The organism is Streptomyces sp. NPDC049837 (assembly GCF_040674455.1).
In the GTDB taxonomy this organism is placed as follows: domain Bacteria; phylum Actinomycetota; class Actinomycetes; order Streptomycetales; family Streptomycetaceae; genus Streptomyces.
In genome coordinates this window covers 347,149-365,443 of the sequence record NZ_JBFAMP010000009.1, presented here as the reverse complement: position 1 = coordinate 365,443, position 18,295 = coordinate 347,149, and the positions used below count along the sequence as shown (strand labels likewise).

Here is an 18,295-nt window from a genome sequence, read left to right as displayed (position 1 = left end):
AACGGGTACGAACCCGGTTCGCCCAGCTTCTCGTCGGGGTCCCACCCACTGAGCGCGTCCGGCCCGTACACCGGCTCAATGGGCAGTCCCGACTCCGACTCGCGCGCCATGTGCTGTGCCTTCCGATAGACCTACTCGCTGGTACCGACCCTCGCGACGGACTGTAGCGGCGGGCGTGCGGCGGGTGGAGAGCCGCACGCTGGGACCTTGCTCACAGCATGCGCCGCGGTGCGCAACCAAGCACCCCTGGGAAGCATCCATTAGGTACAGATCATCAACTCGGGGGGCTCTCATGCACCGTACGTCCGTCATACGCAGAGCAGTACTCGCCGCGGCCGCCGTCGCGCTGGCCGCCACCGGCTGCACCACCCAGGCCGTGGGGGCGGCCGGGGGGTCGGCCAAGCCGTCGCCCGCGTCGCCTTCGGCCTCCGCCTCGCCGTCGTCGGGCGCGTCGGCCGCCGGTGGCGCCGAGCCGGCGGCATCCTCGCCGGCCGGCTCCGCGTCGCCCGGGGCGTCGAAGGTCCTGATGGCGGAGGGTACGGAGAACGAGCAGGTCCGCGAGCTCCAGGCGCGGCTGCGCCAGCTCGGGCACTTCCACCGCAGCCCCACCGCCTTCTACGGCTCGATGACCGGCAAGGCGGTGTCGTCCTTCCAGAAGAAGCAGGGCCTGTCCGCCACCGGCACGGTCGACGGGGCGACCTGGCAGCAACTGACGGCCGCGTCCCGCAAGCCGACCGCCCAGGAGCTGCGGCCGCCGACGACCAACGAGCTGGACAAGCCGGACGCGCGCTGCATGACCGGCCGGGTGCTGTGCATCAGCAAGGAGAGCCGGACCCTCGCCTGGATGATCGACGGCAAGGTCGTCTCGGCGATGGACGTCCGCTTCGGCTCGGAGAACACGCCGACCCGCGAAGGCACCTTCAAGGTCGACCGCAAGGAGCGGGAGTGGGAGTCGACGCTCTACCACACGTCGATGCCGTACGCGATGTTCTTCAGCGGCGGCCAGGCCGTGCACTACTCGTCGGACTTCAAGGCCCGCGGCTACAACGGCGGCTCGCACGGCTGCGTCAACGTGCGGGACAAGGACCGGCTCGCATCGGTCTTCGACCAGGTGAAGGTCGGCGACAAGGTCGTCGTCCACTGGTGAGCGCCTGATCGCCTGATCGGCGGGGAGAAGAGAGGGCGCGGGCGGGACCGGGGGAACGTGTCCCGCCCGCGCCATGTGCGCTGAGCCGTAGGTACGGGGGGAACCCCGGCTCTTCGCGCTGCCGATGACCAGTCGGCTCACTCAGTACTGCGCCATGGGGCGGAAAAACGTCACACCCTCGCGGAAGAAATTTTAAAAACGCAGGTCAGAAGCGGTGCGGGGTCAGAAGACCAGGCCGGTGCGGCGCACCGACAGCGCGGGAGCCTGCGGGGTCCAGGAGGCGGACGGGCGCGCCGCGTCCGAGTCGTCGCCGCCCTCACCATCGTCGCGGCCCTCGTCCTTGCCGCCGTCGCCACCGTCGCCCGGGCCACCGCCCGAACCGTCACCGGAGCCGGAGCCGGAGCCGTTCTGGTACTGGGCGTCGCCGGCCAGCACCTTGTCGCAGAGGGCCTTGAGCTTGACCGCCCCGTTCGCCGCCGCCTCCAGTTGCTCCCGCCGCTCGCGGTCGAGACGGCCGTCGCGGTAGTCGCGGCAGTCCTGGGCGGTCCGCGCGAACCAGTTGTCACCCGAGCCGGACCCCGACACCGAGCCGGTCCCGCCCTCGACGCCGCCCACGTCGCTCCCGGGCCACCCGCCCGAGGTACCAGCGTCCCCGGCGCCACCGGTGCGCCCGTGGTCCGGCCGCCCCGGAACGCGCTCCGCGCCCTCCGTGGCCGCCCCGGGCGTCGCCGACGCGGACGGCGGCACGCTCCCGGGCTCACCGGCCGTACCGGGCGTGGCGGAATCCGACCCGCCGGTGGGCTCACCCGACGCCGACGTACCCGGCGTGGCGGCGGCGGACACCGACGCGGCGGGCAGCGGCTCGCTGTCGCCGCCCAGGACGGGCAGCACGCCCGTACCGGCGGCCACGGCCACCCCGCCGGCCGCGAGACCCGCCACCGAGGCGGCCAGGCCCCACCGCACGGGCCGCGCCCAGCGCATGCGCCGGCGGGGCACCGACCGGTCGCGTACCGCACCCGGTTCCGAAATGTCACAAAGGCCCTGCACGCCGGACGCCCCGGAGGCCCCGGAGGCCCCGGAGGCCCCGGACGACGTTGTCACAGCGGCTCGCGCCCCGGCGGCCTTGTCCGCCCGCGCCTCACGGAAGGCCGCCAGCGCGGCCTCCTCACCGGGCAGTGCACCGGTCGCGGGGTCGGCGGCGGCACCGGGCAGTGCGCCCGTCGCGGGGTCGGCGGCGGCACGCAGGGCGTCCAGCGCCCGTGCGACCCGCCGGGCCTGCTCCCGCGCGTGATCGTCGACAGGGCCGACCGGTTCACCCCGCAGCAGTCTCTCCACCGCGTCCTGGTCGAGCCATTCATCCCGCTCGTCGGCCATCACATGTCCTTCTGCGTCCGCGAACGCCAATGCGTCACACCGGTACGCACCCCGGAAGCCACCCGCCGCTTGGGCTGTGGCGGTACGCCGCCCAGCGCACCGGGCGGGTTCTCGGACGCCGCACCGGCCCCCGCGTCCGCCTCCAGCAGCTCGGCCAGCCGCTTCAGTCCGCGGTGCGCGGCGGTGCGTACGGCTCCGGGCCGCTTGCCCAGCGTCTTGGCGGCGCTCTTGGCGTCCAGCCCGACGACGACGCGCAGGATGACGGCCTCGGCCTGGTCCTGCGGGAGTTGCGCGATGAGGTTCATGGTGCGGCCGGTGGACAGGGCTTCCATGGCCTCGTCCGCCGTGTCCGACTCGGCCGGCTTCTCGGTGAGCTCCGTCTCGTCCCCGCCGATGGCGGGTCGCCTGCCGCGCATGCGGAGGTGGTCGAGGGCGCGGTTGCGGGCGATGCGGGCCGCCCAGCCCCGGAAGCGGTCGGCGTCCCCGCTGAACCGGTCGAGGTCGCGGGATATCTGGAGCCAGGACTCGGATGCGACGTCCTCCGCGTCGGCGTCGCCGACCAGCGTGCGTATGTAGCCGAGCAACCGCGGGTGCACGGCGCGGTACACAGCACGGAAGGCGTCTTCGTCCCCGTCCTGCGCCGCGAGCACCGCGGTGGTCAGCTCCGCGTCGTCCCCCAGCACTCCCACTACCTGTTCGTCATCGCGGCTGGTCACCGCCGTTGCTACGCCCGGCGCGCAGCAGCACGCTACGTGGTCATCCGGCATCACGTCCACGTCTTGTACAACCTGCAACAGCTCTGCGACGCAGTGCGGTGTGACAGAAACCGCACGCGTGGCGCTGATAGGAGTACGGGGCCGTACCACGGACCCGTGGACGACGACCGGGGCCTCTCCTGTGGGGGGTGGCGGCCCCGGTCGTCCTCCGCCCCGGACGCGGGTGCAGGTCATGGTTTGCCGCTCTTTCCCTCGCCCTTGGCGCCCGGCTGGGCCGCGTTCGTGTCGCCGGCCTTCCCGGACTGCGCGGTCTCCCCCGGCTTCCCGGCTCCCCCGGTCTTCCCGGCCGCCCCCGGCTTCCCGGTGTTTCCGGCCTGCCCCGGCTTCCCGGCCTTCCCGGCTTCCCCTGACGGCTTACCGGACTGGTTCGGCTTCCCGGACTTCCCCGTCTGCCCCGCCTGCGGGGCCGGTTTCCGCCCCGCCTTCGTGCCGGGTTTCGCGCCGGGCTCCTTGCCCACGGTGTTCCCGGACCCGGTGTTCCCCGAACGCGGGGCCTTGCCGCCGTCCTTGGCGCCGTCCTTGGCACCGTCCTTGGCGCCCTGGCCACCGTCGGCTTTCCTGGCGCCGTCCTTGGCGCCGTCAGCGCCCTTGGGCGCGCCCTTGTCCTGGTCCTTGTCCTCCGCGCCGGGCTCACGTGTCGAGCGCGTCGGCCGCGCGTCCGGGCGCTGCTGCGGGCGGTCCCGCTCCGCGAGCGGCGTCGCGGGCACGCCACCGTCCGGCGTGGACGCCGTCGAAGGCCGGGGCTTCGGGGCCGCGCCTCCGTCACCGCCGCCGAACGGCGAGCGGAGCGCACCGGTCTGCGCCGCCACCGCGACACCGCCCAGCAGCACGGTCGCCGCCAGGCCCATCGCCGCGGCCCGCAGCGAACTCCGCCGGCGCCGCTCCCGGGCCGGCCGCCAGTCGTCGCGCCGCCGGGTCCTGCCCGCCGCGTGCGCGCCCTCGTCCCGGGCCGCCCGGAACGCCGCGACCGCCCGCTCCTCGCCCGCCGGGTCGATCTCGCCGCCGCGTATGGCAGCCGCCAGCAGCGCGGCGGGCACCACGGCGTCGTCGCCGTCGTCCAGTCGCTTCCTGTCCCTGCTCATCCCCTAGCTCCGCCCTGCGCCAGTCGCCCGGCGAGTTTCTTCAGTCCTCGGTACGCGGCGGTGCGCACCGCTCCCGGCCGCTTGCCCAGCACACGCGCCGTCGCGGGGCCGTCCAGCCCCACGACCACGCGCAGCAGCACCGCTTCGGCCTGCTCGCGCGGCAGCCCGCGAATCATCGCGAGTGCCTGCTCCGTCGACAGGCTCTCCAGCGCCGCGGCGGCCGTGTCCTGGCCGCCCGGCAGGTCCAGTACGTCCTGTTCGATTAAAGAGGTACGGGGGCTCCGCTTCTGCTTGCGCAGATGGTCGAGCGCCCGGTGGCGGGCGATGGTGGCCGTCCACCCGCGGAAGCCGGCGCCGTCGCCCTGGAAGCGCCCGAGGTCCCGGGCGATCTCCAGCCACGCCTCGGCGGCCACGTCCTCCGCGTCGTCGCCGACCAGCCCGCGAACGTACCCGAGCAGCCCTGGGTGGACCAGCCGGTACGCCCGCGCGAACGCGTCCTCGTCCCCCCGCTGGGCGCGCTCGACGGCAGCACCGAGCTCCGTGTCGTAGCCCCCCACACTTCCCTCTTCGCGCCGCCCGTCACAGTTCCCCCACCCCCTTCTGCGTCCGGGCGCGTGAAAATGTCACAGCAGCACCTTGCGGGCGGTACGCCCGTGCAGCATCAGGTAGAAGCGCTGTACGGACTCCTCCGCCCCCACCTCGAACCGGTTCACCACCTTGCCCAGGGGGTTCCAGGCCCGCCCGTCCGGCATCACTATGCCGACCGGCTGCCCGAAGTAGGCGCGCTGGCCGTCGTCGAAGTCCACCCACTCCGCCCCGGCCCGCCGCACGATGACCTCCCCGGTGTACGCACCGAGCCCGCACAGGAACGGCTCGACGCGCGACCGCTCGGGTTGGTCGCGCCGCAGACCGTCGACGACGAGGTCGACGAGCCTCAGGCTGGCGACGCTGTAGTCGAGCGGCAGCCGGTTCCGCTCGGTCACCCGCGCCACGAACTGCGTCACATAGGCGCGGACGTGCTGAGCGCCCGGCAGAGTGCTGAAGTCCCCATCCATGTCTGACCCAGCGACGTGCACATCTCAACCGTCACGCAAGCGGAATGTGTGGCTTCTCATACGGCGACTTCACCGAACCCGTACAACCATTCGCACGACTCAGTCGTCTGCGACGGGACCGTGGCTCAACGGGCCACCGTGAACTGGACGAAGGACGACCAGGCGGTGGGCGGGAGCGCGAGCTGGGGGCCGTCCTGGGCCTTGGAGTCACGGACGTGGACGGTGGAGGGGCAGGCGGCGGCCTCGACGCAGTCGTCACCGTCGCCACCGCTGTAGCGCCGAAGGTCTTGAGGCTCTCGGGCCGTTCGGGTTCGACGATGCACCCATGCTCACAGGCCGTTACGCGCGCCGTCCACGGTCTGCACCCGTACAGTCACTCACTGTACGGGTTCGGCCCAGGCGGCGTACCCCAGCACCGTCTCGCCGTCCGACACGTCGAGCCGGGCTCTCGGCCCGTAGTGGATGCGGTAGGTGAGGCCCTCGATCTCCACGAGCCCGCACTGGGTGCCGCCGTCCCTGGGCTCCTGGAAGCCGGGGCTCTCGACCACGTCCCACCCGGCCTCGCGGGCCAGGTACACCCACTCCTGGTAGGCCTCTTCGTTCCCGCCGGCATCCGGATCGGTGTCGCCGACCCGGATGAGGATCTGCACGGGATCCACTCGCCGACCCCTCGCCATCGCCGACCTCCCGGAACGCCGCCGCCTGCACCACCTGGACGACGAGTGCCCCCGTGAGCCCCCTCAGAACACGCCCAGCTCCTGCCCGGCCCAGAGCACCCCGGACGACACCGCCAGCCCGACGATCCCGATGCCGCCCAGCACATACGCGGTCACCCGAGCCGTCGAGCGGCGGCGGAGGAGGAGGAACAGGGTCACGGCGACGAGGCACAGCACGCCGCCCGCCACCTGCGTGAACCGCATGCACCACTGGACGAGGGCGAGCAGCCCCAACAGCCCCGCGGATATCAGCAAGCCCATGCGCGCCCCCGTCCCGATGTGTGCTTTACGCGGCGTCCTCGGGGAGCTCCTCCTCGGGGAAGCCCTCGTCGCCGAAGTCCTCCTCGCTGAAGTCCTCGTCGGCCATCATCGCGCCGGCGAATCCGCCCAGGATCTCGTCCATGTTCAGCTCGGTGGCGCCGGCCGGGGCCGTGGGCGCCTGGCCCTCGCTCATCCGCAGCACCAGGCCGAACTTCTTGACCTTCGCGTCCTCGGCCAGCTTGGCGAGGTCGATGTTGACCTCGGTCAGCTCGCCGTTCTTGAGCGCGAAGTCGGCCGTGACCTTGGTGTTCGGGGCTTCCTTGAGCTCCTTGTCCGTCGGCAGTTCCATGCCCGGGGGCAGGTCCTTCGCGAACGGGCGGATCTCGCCGAACAGCTCCGTGATCAGCGTACGGAACGGCGCCGTGGCGGTGATGTGCTCCGTGCCGTCCTTCTCGCTGGTGGTCTTGAAGTCGACCTCGCGGGCGATGGTCTTCCGGAGGGCGTCCAGGAGCTTCTTCTGGGTCTTGGCGTCCAGGGTGGGCTCCGGTGCGGGCTTCGCGCCGGGCTCGGCCCCCATCTCGGCGCCGGCCTTCTCCATCTCCTTGGTGTTGAACTTCACCCACTCGCCCTCGAACGCCTTCTTCAGGCCGCCCGCCTCCGGGGGCAGGTCCTTGGCGGACGGCATGGGGGCGCCCATCGCCTTGCCGAGGGCGTCCACGTCGGAGCGGATGTAGGTGTAGTCGCCGACGACCCGGTACTCGATCAGGTCGCCGTCCGGGCTGCTGACCTTCATGGCCATGCCGACGTAGTCCTTCTCGCCGGACTCCTCGATCGGCTTCTTCGACTGCACGGTGACACTGATCTTCGCGCCGCTGAGCAGGTCGGCGGCCTCGTCGGGGATCTCGTCGCCGGGCTCCGGGTTCGACGACGCGTCCAGCGCCTTCAGGCTCGCGGCGTCGGTGTCGAGGTCGAGCTCGAAGGAGATCGACTTCTCCTTGCCGAGCTTCTCGAAGGCCTGGTCGAGCTTCTTCCCGGCGGAGATCTGCTCCACCGTGCCGCAGGCGGCCGAGCCCGCCAGGACGGCGCCGACGACTGCGGTGGCGGTCAGGGTCTTGCGTATCGCGGTGATGATGGTCTCCTCGTCAGTGCGATCACGGTGTGATCGCTGAGGAGACTCACCACCGCCGCAAAAGGTTGCCCTGACCGCCCGCAGGACAGGGTCGTGTGACCTACTTGGTGATCCAGTCCGTGAGGGTCACGGCCCGGTCCGTCAGCACGTGCAGGTTCGCGCCGGCGGCGTCGACGACGTGGACGGCGCTCGTACCGGTGGCGTCGTCGAGGGCCCGGAAGGCGATCCGGCTGCCGTCGGGCGAGTACACCGGGGTCGAGAAGCCCGAGAGACCGGGGGTGGGAAGCTCCGTGACGGTGCCGGTCGCCACGTCGACGACGCGTATGCCGTACTCGGCCGCGTAGACGATGCGCTGCCCGTCGGGCGACCAGTCGGGCGCGGTCGAGGCGTGCTGCTGCGTGGTCAGCGGGCGCACCTGACGGGTGACGAGGTCCATGACGTTCACGTCCTGGCTGGTCTCCCAGCCGTCCGGCGTCTCGTACCGGGTCGTGCTCAGGAACGCGATGCTGCGGCCGTCGGGCGAGAAGGTGCCGTTGCTCCCGCTGGAGGTGAGGACCTCGGACCCGCTGCCGTCCGCCCCGATCCACTCCAGGCCGCGCGGGGTGTCGTAGAGGACCCGCTTGCCGTTGGGCGACCAGTCCGGGCGACCGACGTAGTACTCGCCGGTCTCGGCCTCGACGCCCGGCACCAGGACCTGCTGTCCGCTGCCGTCGGCCGCCGCCGTGACGAGGTCCGGAACGTACGTGCAGCCCTCGTACTGCGGAATGCACGTGTCGCGGTAGCGGATGTAGGCGACGCGGCCGGTCTTCGTGGAGAGGACGCCTTCCACGCCCTCCACCAGGGCCCCGGAGACTGCACCGCTCGACGGGTCCATCAACCGCATGACCCCGGAACCGGCACTGTAATCCGTGACGGTCAAGCCGCCGGTACCCACGGCTTCGCCGGCCTGCGCACTGCCCGCCATGGGAAGACTCAGCGCAAAAGCGGTTCCAAGGGACAACGCGACGTGCGAAAGGCGCACTTGAGCTCCTTCTTCTGTTCGTGGCCGGATTACCCGGTCCTCAAGAGGAGCGCACGGAGCTCGAAAAACGTCACACCCCGACACGGTCGGCTTTTTCCTTGCGCTGACGAAATGGGCGTCAATTCGCCCGATTTTTCCGGTCGCTCGCGGTGAGTACGTCGTCTGGTGTATAACCGCCCGGTTCCCGCCGAGCAACCCTGAATTGATTTTTCAGCACGCTAATTCTTCCGAGGAGTGGGGCATTTGAGCCCGCGACGCAAAGCGCACGCCTACAAACCCCTGAGCATGAAACGCAGAGCCTGGCTGACCCTCGGCGCCGTCGTGGCCGGTGGCGCGGGGATGGTCACCGTCGCCGTCGCCGGGCCGTCCGGCGACGGTCCGGCCAAGGGGCCGGCCGAGCGGCCGGCGAAGCTGCGGACGCTGGGGCTCGGAGCGGGCAAGGCCGGCGAGCGGTCGCTGCCGAGCACCGAGACCGAGGAGTTCTCGCTCGTCGGCATCGGCTGGGGCGACGCGAAGACCAGGGTGACCGGTGAGGCCAAGGTCCGTACCCGGGACGCCGTGACCGGCAAGTGGACCGACTGGCAGCCGCTGGACCTGGACTCCCACCTGCCCGACGGCACGGAGGTCCCCGAGCGCGGGGCGTCCGAGCCCACCTGGGTAGGCCCCTCCACCGCCGTCCAGGTCAAGGTGACCTCCGGCAAGGCCCTGCCCAAGGACCTGAAGCTGCACCTGGTCGACCCGGGCGTCACCGCCGCCGAGTCGGCGAACGGGGCGGCGGCGCCGAAGGACCGTGGCGAGCCCTTCGCCGCCGAGAACGCTGCGTACGCCGTCGAGGAGACCACCGCGCCGGCCCCGGCGGGGACGGAGACGGCGCCCGCCCCGACGGCCACGGAGACCACGACGGCTCCGGCGCCCACGGAGACGACGCCCACCACGACCCCGACGTCCACCGCGACGTCCACCGCGACCCCGACGCCGACGCCGACCGCGACGGTCCCGGTACCGCCGCCGTCCACGGTCAACCGGCCGCCGATCATCTCGCGCGCCGAGTGGGGCGCCGACGAGTCGATGGTGGCCGACCCGCCGGAGTACCTGGACAAGATCCAGGCGGTGTTCATCCACCACACCGTCGACACCAACAACTACAGTTGCGCCCAGTCCCCCGCCATGGTCCGCGCGATCATGACGTACCACGTGAAGACCGAGGGCTGGAACGACCTGGGCTACAACTTCCTGGTCGACAAGTGCGGCCGGGTCTTCGAGGGCCGGGGCGGCGGCGTCGACCTGCCGGTCAAGGGCGCCCACACCTACGGCTTCAACAGCTACTCCACCGCCATCGCCTTCCTCGGCGACTTCGAGGGCGACGCCGCCGCGGGCAAGCCCGCCGGCAGGCCGACCCGGGCCGCGCTGGAGTCGGCCGCCCGCGTCGCCGCCTGGAAGCTCGGGCAGTACGGCGGCAACCCCAAGGGCAAGGTCACGCTGACCGCGCAGGGCAACACCGGTGTGTGGGACGAGGGCGAGAGCGCCACGCTCGACGTCATCTCCGGTCACCGGGACGCGTTCGCCACCGCCTGCCCCGGCAAGAACCTGTACGGGAAGCTGACCCCGATCCGGGACTTCGCCGCCGGTGCGGGCCGCAACTCCGCGATCCCGACGGACGACATCGACCGCGACGGCATCACCGACCTGGTCGCCCCGCTGCCCAAGTACGCGAGCGGCGCCGGCCAGGTGAAGGTGGTGCGTGGCACCACCGACGGGCCGAGCCTCACCTCGCGCCTGACGATCGACCAGGACAGCGCCGGCGTGCCGGGCGACAACGAGGCCTCCGACTCCTTCGGCACGGCCACCGCGTACGGCGACTTCAACGGCGACGGGTACGCGGACCTGGCGGTCGGCGCGCCCGGCGAGGACGACGACTCGGGCCACACGGACACCGGTTCGGTGACCGTCCTGACCGGTCCAGAACTGGACTCCGGCTCCACGTACATGACGTCGCCCGCCTACCGGGTCAACGGAGACAAGCTCGGCACCGCCGTCACCATGGGCGACTTCAACGCCGACGGCAAGGCCGACGTGCTGTCGGTCGCGCCCGGCATCCCGGGCCGCTGGTGGGTGTTCGAGTCGAAGAACGCCTCGTACCCGACGAAGGCCGGGTACCTGAGCGACAAGGCCAACACCTCGGTGGTGTCCTTCGCGTCCGCCGCGAGCGGCGACTTCAACAAGGACGGGTACGCGGACGCCGCGATCACCTACCGCGACTCCTCCGGTGTCGGCCGCATCGTCGCCCTCAAGGGCTCGGCGAGCGGCCTGGAGCGGATCGGTGTCCTCTATCCGCGCGGCGGCCGCTCGCTGGCCGCCGGTGACATCAACGGCGACGGGTACGACGACCTCGCGATCGGCCAGCCGAACGCCACCGAGTCGGGCCACACCGCCACGGGCGGCGCGGTCGCCCAGGTGCTGGGCTCCGCCACGGGCCTGACGGCGACCGGCCGGGCCACGTTCCACCAGAACTCCACCGGTGTCCCCGACACCGACGAGTCCGGCGACACCATGGGCGCGTCGGTCGCGATCGGCGACGTCGACCTCGACGGGTACGAGGACGTCCTGACCGGCCTGCCGGGCGAGGACCTCACCCGGAGCGGCGCCAACCAGGCCAACGCCGGTCAGGCGATCCTGCTGCGCGGCTCGTCCACCGGCATGACGGCCACCGGCTCGGTCGCGTACTCCGAGGACACCACCGGGGTGCCCGGTGACTCGGCGCCGAACGAGCGGCTCGGCGCGGCGGTCGTGCTGACCGACCTGTCCGGCTACAGCCGGGCGGACCTGGCGCTCGGCGCGGACGGCGAGGACGCCAACAACGGCGTGATCCTCCAGCTCGACAACAGCAGCACGTCCGGCGTGGTGCCGTCGTCCGGCATCTACTACGGCGTCAACAGCCTGGGGGCAGGGACGGGCCTGAACATCGGCCGTCTGCTCGCTCCCTGAGCCGCCGGCACCCGGTCACGCGCCGCGCTCGCGGCGCGAGACCACGGCCCGCAGCACCCGCCGGCCTTCGGCCGATACGTCCAGTACCGGCCGGAGCCCGGCGGCACCCGGGCCGGCGGACGGTGTGTCGGCGAGGAACTCCAGGATCTGCACCTGGCGCCGTTCCTCGCCCTCCACCAAGGGCCCCCCGCCGAGCTGTTCGTGCAGCTCCAGCGCGGTGACCGAGCACGCCTCGGCCCATGCGGGCAGCGCCGCCCCGTCCCACTCGGACGGGGCGGCGCCCAGCATTTTCCGTACGAGTACGGCGAACTCCGCGTCGTCGGTGTCGGCCAGGGCGCCCCGGACCTCCGCCAGCCGGTCGGCCCAGCCCGCCCCGCCCTCGGCCACGCTCTGCCACAACGGGCGGAGGAGGTCATCGGGCACGGGGCCGAGCAGGGGAAGGCAGCGGTCGAGGCAGGCCAGCGCGGAGGCCGCCAGCCCCCGTTCACCGGCCTCGGCGATCAGTTCCTGCGCGCTCTGACTCATGGACGTCTCCCGTCGCGGACGCGGTACTCCCCTTACTGCGCCACATGACCGGATTTCGTCACTGCGTGTGGCGGGAACCCATCGGTTCAGCGACGACGACCGGCTCGGCCGTACCGCAGGAGCCGCCTCAGGAGCCGCCGCCCAGCCTGTCCGCGAGCGCACGGAAGTCCTCCCAGGTCAGTTGGGGTCTGGCCGGGTTCCACAGCTTCTGGGCCGTCGCCCGCAGCGGGAGCCGGATGCCGCGGGCCACCTGGTCGGCGGTCTGGGAGTTGGCCAGGTCGCACCAGATGGCGAACCGGCCGCCGAGGATCTGGTCCGCGTACCGCTCCGGCACCGCCGACGAACCGCGCAGCACCAGCGGTGTCCACTCCTGGTAGATGCGGCGGCCCGTGGGGTACGTGAACTGGTTCGGCTCGCCGAGCACGTAATAGAGGTACTCGTCGTTGAGGTTCACCACTTGGCGGCCCTCGCGCAGGTACTCGATGGGCTCCCGCGCGCCGATCTCCCTGCCGGTCCAGTACTCGACCTCGATGCCCTTGTGGGCGCTGATCACGCCCCCGGAGAAGAAGCCGTCGTTCCAGGCCTTGGGCTTCTTCTTCGCCGCGCTCACCACCGCCGCGCGGTCGTTCAGCCAGCCGGTCGCCAGGTCCTCGACGCCCGCGTCCGGTCCGTACTTCTGCCGCGCCGCCCTGGCGAGCTGCGGGTAGGAGGCGGCCGGGTCGCGCACGGTCAGCGCCTGGTACTCGTCGGCGCCGATGTGGAACCAGGGGCCGGGGAACAGCTCCGCGTACTCGCGCAGCAGGTCGTCGACGATCCGCGCCGACTCGGGCCTGGAGATGTCGATGGCGCCCTGCCTGGGCGTGCCCTGGACGTTGCGCAACTGGAGCTGGGGGTGCGCCCGCAGGACCGCGCCGAGGTGTCCGGGCGAGTCGATCTCGGGGACGACGCTGATGTGCAGCCGGTTCGCGAGCGCCAGGATGCGGCGCACCTCGGCCTTGGTCAGGTGGGGCTGCGAGACGACCTCGGGGTGCGAGGTGGACTCGATGCGGAAGGCCTGGTCGTCGGAGAAGTGCAGGCCGAGCTGGTTGAGCTTGAGGTCGGCCATGTCGCGCAGCCGGGCCTCCAGCCAGGCCGCGCTGAAGTGCTTGCGGGCGATGTCGACGTTCAGGCCGCGCTGGGGCTTGGCGGGCCGGTCGCGGATGACGCCCTCCGGCACGGTGCCGCCCGACCGGAGCGCCTGCTTGACGGTCCGGGTGCCGTAGAAGACGCCCGCCTCGTCGGGCCCGGATATCCGTACCCGTCCGGCCCGGGTGGTGAGGGTGTACGACTCGGGGCCACCGGCCTGCCCGGTGTTCAGGGCCAGCTCGATGTCGCCCGCGCGGGCCGCGGCCTCGCCCCGGTAGGCGGTCTTCAGCTCGCCGGCGAGCAGCCGAGCCTCGTCGGCGAGGGCTCCGCTGCCCTTGGCGACCACGACCGCGCTGCCGCTGCCGGGCCGCCAGCCGGGGCCCCGGGCGGGCTCGTGTTCACGCACGGCGGGGATGGTGCGGGGCGCGGTGGAGAGCGGATACGTCCGTGTGGGTGACGGCGTGAGTGATGGCGTGGGCGAGGCTTCGGGTGTCGTGGCCTTCGGTGTGGTGGTGGCCGCGGGTGTCGTCGTGGTGCCCGGGGCGGCTGTGCCCCGGTCGCCGTCGCCGTTGTTCCCGCAGCCCGCGACCGTGAGGGAGAGCACCACGGCCGCGACGAGACCCCCTGTGGAATGCCGGTTCACGCGCTTACCTCCGTCCATGGGCTGTCCATGGCTGTACGGAAACTCTCCCTTCCGGGTGAAATTCGCGCATCTCCCGTACAGCGCTCGCTCACCCTGGGTAACGTTGTGTCCCTTCCCTCACATCTTCCCCACATCTCCCGCTGTCCCTTTCGAGGAGCCCACGATGGCCGGCGACTCCACCGCAGGCGCCCCGAAGCGACCGCCCACACTCCCGGCCAGGTCAGGGACGCCCGGCACCGCCACGCCCACCGGAGCCTTCCGCACCGGCGCCATACCTGCCCAGGCCGCCGGCTCCCACGCCCTCGACGGCCTGGTCCGCTTCAACGCCGCCCCCGCCCGCGCCGCCGAGGGCGCCCTGCTCGCCTGCTGCGGCAGCCGCCGCTGGGCGCAGCGGATCGCCGCCCACCGCCCGTACCCCACGCTCGACGCGCTGCTCGCCGCCGCCGACGAGGCCAGCTACGACCTGTCCGGCGCCGACCTGGACGAGGCGCTGGCCGACGAGACCTCGGCCGGCCTGCCGCCCGGCACGCCCGCGGCCGCCCACATGGCCTGGGACGCGGCACACGCGGCGTACGAGGCCCGCTTCCGTCACGCGTTCGTGATCTGCCTCGACGGCTACCGGCCTGAGGAGCTGCTCGACCAGGCGCTGGCGGGCATCCGCTCGCGCATGGGGAACCAGCCGGACGAGGAGCGGGCGATCGCCGCCGACGAGCTGCGCCGCCTGGCTCGTGCCAGATTGTCCCGGCTTGTCGCCGGACCCGGGCACCCCAATAGCCCGTCCGTGCTCGTTTGATTGCCTGTTTGATCACACTGGCGGACCCCGAGCGAGCGAACCGACAACTCGTCGCTACGATGACCGGGGCCGGTGGACCGTACCCGGCCGGGCCAGACCGACAGAGAAGCCGGCCGGCCCCAATCCCGCTCCCGGAGGGTTTTTCCGTGCCGGCTGGAACGCTGTACCGCGGCCGGGAAGGCATGTGGTCGTGGGTGGCTCATCGAGTCACCGGCGTCCTCATCTTCTTCTTCCTGTTCGTACACGTGCTGGACACCGCTCTCGTCCGCGTCTCTCCCGAGGCGTACGACGAGGTGGTCGCCACCTACAAGACGCCGATCGTCGCGCTGCTGGAGTACGGCCTCGTGGCCGCCATCCTGTTCCACGCGCTCAACGGTCTCCGCGTGATCGCCGTGGACTTCTGGTCCAAGGGCCCGCGCTACCAGAAGCACATGCTCTGGACCGTGATGGCCATCTGGTTCGTGCTGATGGTCGGGGCGATCTACCCCGTCCTGGGCCACGCCGCACGTGAATGGTTCGGGAGCTGACGCCAGACATGTCCACTGACCTCACCAAGTCCGCTGTCGGTCCCGTCGAGGGCGAGAGCCTCTACGACGTGGACAACCCGGCGCCGCTCATCGAGCCGCCCCGCAAGCGGACCAAGAAGACCCCGAAGTCGACCCGCGGCAACTTCGAGATGGCCGCGTGGCTCTTCATGCGCCTGTCCGGCATCGTGCTGGTCGTCCTCGTCATCGGCCACCTGCTGATCCAGCTCGTGCTGGACGGCGGCGTCTCCAAGATCGGCTTCGCCTTCGTGGCCGGCCGCTGGGCGTCCCCGTTCTGGCAGGTCTGGGACCTGCTGATGCTGTGGCTGGCGATGCTGCACGGCGCCAACGGCCTGCGTACCGTCATCAACGACTACGCCGAGCGCCCGAACACGCGCCTGTGGCTCAAGGGCCTGCTGTACACCGCCACGGTGTTCACCATCCTTCTGGGCACGCTGGTGATCTTCACCTTCGACCCGAACATCCGCTAGGCACGGGGCTGAGGAAATCCGCATGAAGATCCACAAGTACGACACCGTCATCGTCGGCGCCGGTGGCGCGGGCATGCGCGCCGCCATCGAGGCGACGAAGCGCAGCCGTACCGCCGTGCTCACGAAGCTCTACCCGACCCGCTCCCACACGGGCGCCGCGCAGGGCGGCATGGCCGCCGCGCTGGCGAACGTGGAGGAGGACAACTGGGAGTGGCACACCTTCGACACGGTCAAGGGCGGTGACTACCTGGTCGACCAGGACGCCGCCGAGATCCTGGCGAAGGAGGCCATCGACGCCGTCCTCGACCTGGAGAAGATGGGCCTGCCGTTCAACCGGACCCCGGACGGCACCATCGACCAGCGCCGCTTCGGCGGCCACTCCCGCAACCACGGCGAGGCGCCGGTGCGCCGGTCCTGCTACGCCGCGGACCGCACCGGTCACATGATCCTCCAGACGCTGTACCAGAACTGCGTCAAGGAGGGCGTGGAGTTCTTCAACGAGTTCTACGTCCTCGACCAGCTCATCACCGAGGTCAACGGCGTCAAGAAGTCCGCCGGTGTGGTCGCCTACGAGCTGGCCACCGGTGAGATCCACGTCTTCCAGGCGAAGGCCGTGATCTACGCGTCCGGCGGCACCGGCAAGTTCTTCAAGGTGACGTCCAACGCGCACACCCTGACCGGTGACGGCCAGGCCGCCTGCTACCGGCGCGGCCTGCCGCTGGAGGACATGGAGTTCTTCCAGTTCCACCCGACGGGCATCTGGCGCATGGGCATCCTGCTGACGGAGGGCGCCCGCGGTGAGGGCGGCATCCTCCGCAACAAGGACGGCGAGCGCTTCATGGAGAAGTACGCGCCGGTGATGAAGGACCTCGCGTCGCGTGACGTGGTGTCCCGGTCCATCTACACGGAGATCCGCGAGGGCCGCGGCTGCGGCCCCGAGGGCGACCACGTGTACCTGGACCTGACCCACCTGCCGCCGGAGCAGCTCGACGCCAAGCTCCCGGACATCACCGAGTTCGCGCGTACGTACCTGGGCATCGAGCCCTACACGGACCCGATCCCGATCCAGCCGACCGCGCACTACGCGATGGGCGGCATCCCGACGAACGTGATGGGTGAGGTCCTGGCGGACAACACCACCGTCGTGCCGGGTCTGTACGCCGCCGGTGAGGTGGCGTGCGTGTCGGTGCACGGCGCCAACCGCCTGGGCACCAACTCGCTCCTGGACATCAACGTCTTCGGCAAGCGGGCCGGTATCGCCGCCGCCGAGTACTCGGCCAAGGCCGACTACGTCGAGCTGCCCGAGGACCCGGCCTCCTTCGTGCGGGATCAGGTCGAGCGGCTGCGCAACTCCACCGGCACCGAGCGGGTCTCCGTGCTCCGCAAGGAGCTCCAGGAGACGATGGACGCCAACGTGATGGTGTTCCGCACCGAGCAGACGATCAAGACGGCGGTCGAGAAGATCGCGGAGCTGCGCGAGCGGTACCTCAACGTGTCCATCCAGGACAAGGGCAAGCGGTTCAACACGGACCTGCTGGAGGCCATCGAGCTGGGCAACCTGCTCGACCTGGCCGAGGTCATGGCCGTTTCGGCGCTGGCCCGCAAGGAGTCCCGCGGCGGTCACTACCGCGAGGACTACCCGAACCGCGACGACGTCAACTTCATGCGCCACACCATGGCGTACCGCGAGGTCGGCGCCGACGGCACCGAGACCGTGCGTCTCGACTACAAGCCCGTCGTCCAGACCCGCTACCAGCCGATGGAGCGTAAGTACTGATGGCTACCCCCGTACTGGACAAGGTGGAGAAGGACTCCGCAGCCTCGCCGTACATCACGGTCACCTTCCGGATCCGCCGGTTCAACCCGGAGGTCTCGGACGAGGCTCAGTGGCAGGACTTCCAGATCGAGATCGACCCGAAGGAGCGTGTGCTCGACGGTCTCCACAAGATCAAGTGGGACGTCGACGGCTCGCTGACCTTCCGGCGCTCCTGCGCGCACGGCATCTGCGGCTCCGACGCGATGCGGATCAACGGCAAGAACAGGCTCGCCTGCAAGACGCTGATCAAGGACATCAACCCGGAGAAGCCCATCACGATCGAGGCCATCAAGGGCCTGACGGTCCTCAAGGACCTGGTCGTGGACATGGAGCCGTTCTTCCAGGCGTACCGCGACGTGATGCCCTTCCTCGTCACCAAGGGCAACGAGCCGACGCGTGAGCGCATCCAGTCCGCCGAGGACCGCGAGCGGTTCGACGACACCACCAAGTGCATCCTGTGCGCCGCGTGCACGTCGTCCTGCCCGGTGTTCTGGAACGACGGCCAGTACTTCGGTCCGGCCGCGATCGTGAACGCGCACCGCTTCATCTTCGACTCGCGCGACGAGGCCGGGGAGCAGCGGCTGGAGATCCTCAACGACAAGGACGGCGTGTGGCGCTGCCGCACCACGTTCAACTGCACGGAGGCCTGCCCGCGCGGTATCGAGATCACCAAGGCGATCCAGGAAGTCAAGCGCGCGCTGATCACGCGCCGCTACTGACGCTTTCTCTGGTTCTCAGGCGAAGGGCCCGTTTCCTCGCGGAAACGGGCCCTTCGTCCTGCGCATCGCCCATAGCGGTGGTTTGGCCGAACTGCGCGTAGACCGGATGGATG

19 protein-coding genes are annotated in these 18,295 nt (G+C 71.1%); 7 read left to right on the top strand and 12 right to left on the bottom strand.

Features of this window, described 5'->3' with window-relative positions; genetic code table 11:
• Positions 1–292: 292 nt before the first annotated feature.
• On the top strand, positions 293–1,147 hold the full coding sequence (locus tag AB0J57_RS25380) for a L,D-transpeptidase family protein (protein WP_366130574.1): 855 nt from the start codon (positions 293–295) through the stop codon (positions 1,145–1,147).
• A gap of 222 nt (positions 1,148–1,369) precedes the next feature.
• Here the strand turns inward: AB0J57_RS25380 and AB0J57_RS25375 are convergent, their stop codons facing one another.
• From AB0J57_RS25375 to AB0J57_RS25330, 10 genes are all read right to left on the bottom strand, one after another.
• On the bottom strand, positions 1,370–2,521 hold the full coding sequence (locus tag AB0J57_RS25375) for a hypothetical protein (protein ID WP_366130573.1): 1,152 nt from the start codon (positions 2,519–2,521) through the stop codon (positions 1,370–1,372).
• A complete protein-coding gene (locus tag AB0J57_RS25370) occupies positions 2,521–3,204 on the bottom strand; it encodes an RNA polymerase sigma factor (protein WP_366130591.1) in 684 nt (227 codons plus the stop codon). The genes AB0J57_RS25375 and AB0J57_RS25370 overlap by 1 nt, the downstream gene beginning before the upstream one ends.
• Before the next feature lie 263 nt (positions 3,205–3,467).
• Entirely contained in the window at positions 3,468–4,379 is a 912-nt protein-coding gene (locus tag AB0J57_RS25365; RefSeq protein WP_366130572.1) for a hypothetical protein, read from the bottom strand.
• Positions 4,376–4,936, bottom strand: a complete 561-nt coding sequence (locus AB0J57_RS25360) for an RNA polymerase sigma factor (protein ID WP_366130571.1) — start codon at positions 4,934–4,936, stop codon at positions 4,376–4,378. Before AB0J57_RS25360 ends, AB0J57_RS25365 begins: the two co-directional genes overlap by 4 nt.
• A gap of 66 nt (positions 4,937–5,002) precedes the next feature.
• Complete coding sequence (locus AB0J57_RS25355) at positions 5,003–5,434, bottom strand: hypothetical protein (protein WP_366130570.1); 432 nt, start codon at positions 5,432–5,434, stop codon at positions 5,003–5,005.
• Between the two features lie 125 nt (positions 5,435–5,559).
• Positions 5,560–5,757 (bottom strand): DUF397 domain-containing protein, encoded by a 198-nt coding sequence (locus tag AB0J57_RS25350; RefSeq protein ID WP_366130569.1) that lies wholly within the window; start codon positions 5,755–5,757, stop codon positions 5,560–5,562.
• A gap of 54 nt (positions 5,758–5,811) precedes the next feature.
• Positions 5,812–6,093, bottom strand: coding sequence for a hypothetical protein (locus AB0J57_RS25345; protein ID WP_366130568.1), 282 nt, complete (start codon positions 6,091–6,093; stop codon positions 5,812–5,814).
• Positions 6,094–6,174: 81 nt separating this feature from the next.
• The gene (locus tag AB0J57_RS25340) at positions 6,175–6,411 is read right to left on the bottom strand and encodes a hypothetical protein (protein WP_366130567.1); all 237 of its coding nucleotides are present in this window, start codon (positions 6,409–6,411) and stop codon (positions 6,175–6,177) included.
• Positions 6,412–6,436: 25 nt separating this feature from the next.
• On the bottom strand, positions 6,437–7,462 hold the full coding sequence (locus AB0J57_RS25335) for a hypothetical protein (RefSeq protein ID WP_366130566.1): 1,026 nt from the start codon (positions 7,460–7,462) through the stop codon (positions 6,437–6,439).
• A 178-nt stretch (positions 7,463–7,640) separates the two neighbouring features.
• Positions 7,641–8,414 (bottom strand): DPP IV N-terminal domain-containing protein, encoded by a 774-nt coding sequence (locus tag AB0J57_RS25330; protein ID WP_366130565.1) that lies wholly within the window; start codon positions 8,412–8,414, stop codon positions 7,641–7,643.
• Between the two features lie 432 nt (positions 8,415–8,846).
• On the opposite strand from AB0J57_RS25330, the gene AB0J57_RS25325 reads away from it, so the two are divergent.
• Positions 8,847–11,546: an FG-GAP-like repeat-containing protein gene (locus AB0J57_RS25325; RefSeq protein ID WP_366130564.1), complete on the top strand. Its 2,700-nt coding sequence runs from the start codon at positions 8,847–8,849 to the stop codon at positions 11,544–11,546.
• Positions 11,547–11,561: 15 nt separating this feature from the next.
• Here the strand turns inward: AB0J57_RS25325 and AB0J57_RS25320 are convergent, their stop codons facing one another.
• Entirely contained in the window at positions 11,562–12,071 is a 510-nt protein-coding gene (locus tag AB0J57_RS25320; protein WP_366130563.1) for a hypothetical protein, read from the bottom strand.
• Positions 12,072–12,198: 127 nt separating this feature from the next.
• Entirely contained in the window at positions 12,199–13,839 is a 1,641-nt protein-coding gene (locus tag AB0J57_RS25315; protein ID WP_366130562.1) for a family 20 glycosylhydrolase, read from the bottom strand.
• Positions 13,840–14,002: 163 nt separating this feature from the next.
• Here AB0J57_RS25315 and AB0J57_RS25310 point away from each other — a divergent pair, with 163 nt between their 5' ends.
• The 5 genes from AB0J57_RS25310 to AB0J57_RS25290 all read left to right on the top strand — a co-directional run bounded on the left by AB0J57_RS25310 (position 14,003) and on the right by AB0J57_RS25290 (position 18,182).
• Positions 14,003–14,632, top strand: a complete 630-nt coding sequence (locus tag AB0J57_RS25310) for a 2-oxo-4-hydroxy-4-carboxy-5-ureidoimidazoline decarboxylase (RefSeq protein WP_366130561.1) — start codon at positions 14,003–14,005, stop codon at positions 14,630–14,632.
• A gap of 146 nt (positions 14,633–14,778) precedes the next feature.
• Positions 14,779–15,159 carry a succinate dehydrogenase, cytochrome b556 subunit gene (gene sdhC / locus AB0J57_RS25305; protein ID WP_366130560.1) on the top strand — a complete coding sequence of 127 codons (381 nt, stop codon included), beginning with the start codon at positions 14,779–14,781 and terminating at the stop codon, positions 15,157–15,159.
• An 8-nt stretch (positions 15,160–15,167) separates the two neighbouring features.
• Positions 15,168–15,647 (top strand): succinate dehydrogenase hydrophobic membrane anchor subunit, encoded by a 480-nt coding sequence (locus AB0J57_RS25300; RefSeq protein WP_351809476.1) that lies wholly within the window; start codon positions 15,168–15,170, stop codon positions 15,645–15,647.
• A 22-nt stretch (positions 15,648–15,669) separates the two neighbouring features.
• Positions 15,670–17,424, top strand: coding sequence for a succinate dehydrogenase flavoprotein subunit (gene sdhA / locus AB0J57_RS25295; protein ID WP_366130559.1), 1,755 nt, complete (start codon positions 15,670–15,672; stop codon positions 17,422–17,424).
• A complete protein-coding gene (locus AB0J57_RS25290) occupies positions 17,424–18,182 on the top strand; it encodes a succinate dehydrogenase iron-sulfur subunit (RefSeq protein ID WP_366130558.1) in 759 nt (252 codons plus the stop codon). The genes sdhA and AB0J57_RS25290 overlap by 1 nt, the downstream gene beginning before the upstream one ends.
• The last annotated feature ends 113 nt before the right edge of the window (positions 18,183–18,295 follow it).

Excerpts from the sequence above, each read along its gene's own strand:
- AB0J57_RS25290 (WP_366130558.1), top strand. The coding sequence starts at position 17,424 with ATGGCTACCCCCGTACTGGACAAGGTGGAGAAGGACTCCGCAGCCTCG.
- AB0J57_RS25330 (WP_366130565.1), bottom strand. The coding sequence starts at position 8,414 with ATGGACCCGTCGAGCGGTGCAGTCTCCGGGGCCCTGGTGGAGGGCGTG.
- AB0J57_RS25300 (WP_351809476.1), top strand. The coding sequence starts at position 15,168 with ATGTCCACTGACCTCACCAAGTCCGCTGTCGGTCCCGTCGAGGGCGAG.
- AB0J57_RS25375 (WP_366130573.1), bottom strand. The coding sequence starts at position 2,521 with ATGGCCGACGAGCGGGATGAATGGCTCGACCAGGACGCGGTGGAGAGA.
- AB0J57_RS25380 (WP_366130574.1), top strand. The coding sequence starts at position 293 with ATGCACCGTACGTCCGTCATACGCAGAGCAGTACTCGCCGCGGCCGCC.
- AB0J57_RS25340 (WP_366130567.1), bottom strand. The coding sequence starts at position 6,411 with ATGGGCTTGCTGATATCCGCGGGGCTGTTGGGGCTGCTCGCCCTCGTC.
- AB0J57_RS25310 (WP_366130561.1), top strand. The coding sequence starts at position 14,003 with ATGGCCGGCGACTCCACCGCAGGCGCCCCGAAGCGACCGCCCACACTC.
- sdhA (WP_366130559.1), top strand. The coding sequence starts at position 15,670 with ATGAAGATCCACAAGTACGACACCGTCATCGTCGGCGCCGGTGGCGCG.
- AB0J57_RS25365 (WP_366130572.1), bottom strand. The coding sequence starts at position 4,379 with ATGAGCAGGGACAGGAAGCGACTGGACGACGGCGACGACGCCGTGGTG.
- AB0J57_RS25320 (WP_366130563.1), bottom strand. The coding sequence starts at position 12,071 with ATGAGTCAGAGCGCGCAGGAACTGATCGCCGAGGCCGGTGAACGGGGG.
- AB0J57_RS25355 (WP_366130570.1), bottom strand. The coding sequence starts at position 5,434 with ATGGATGGGGACTTCAGCACTCTGCCGGGCGCTCAGCACGTCCGCGCC.
- AB0J57_RS25325 (WP_366130564.1), top strand. The coding sequence starts at position 8,847 with ATGAAACGCAGAGCCTGGCTGACCCTCGGCGCCGTCGTGGCCGGTGGC.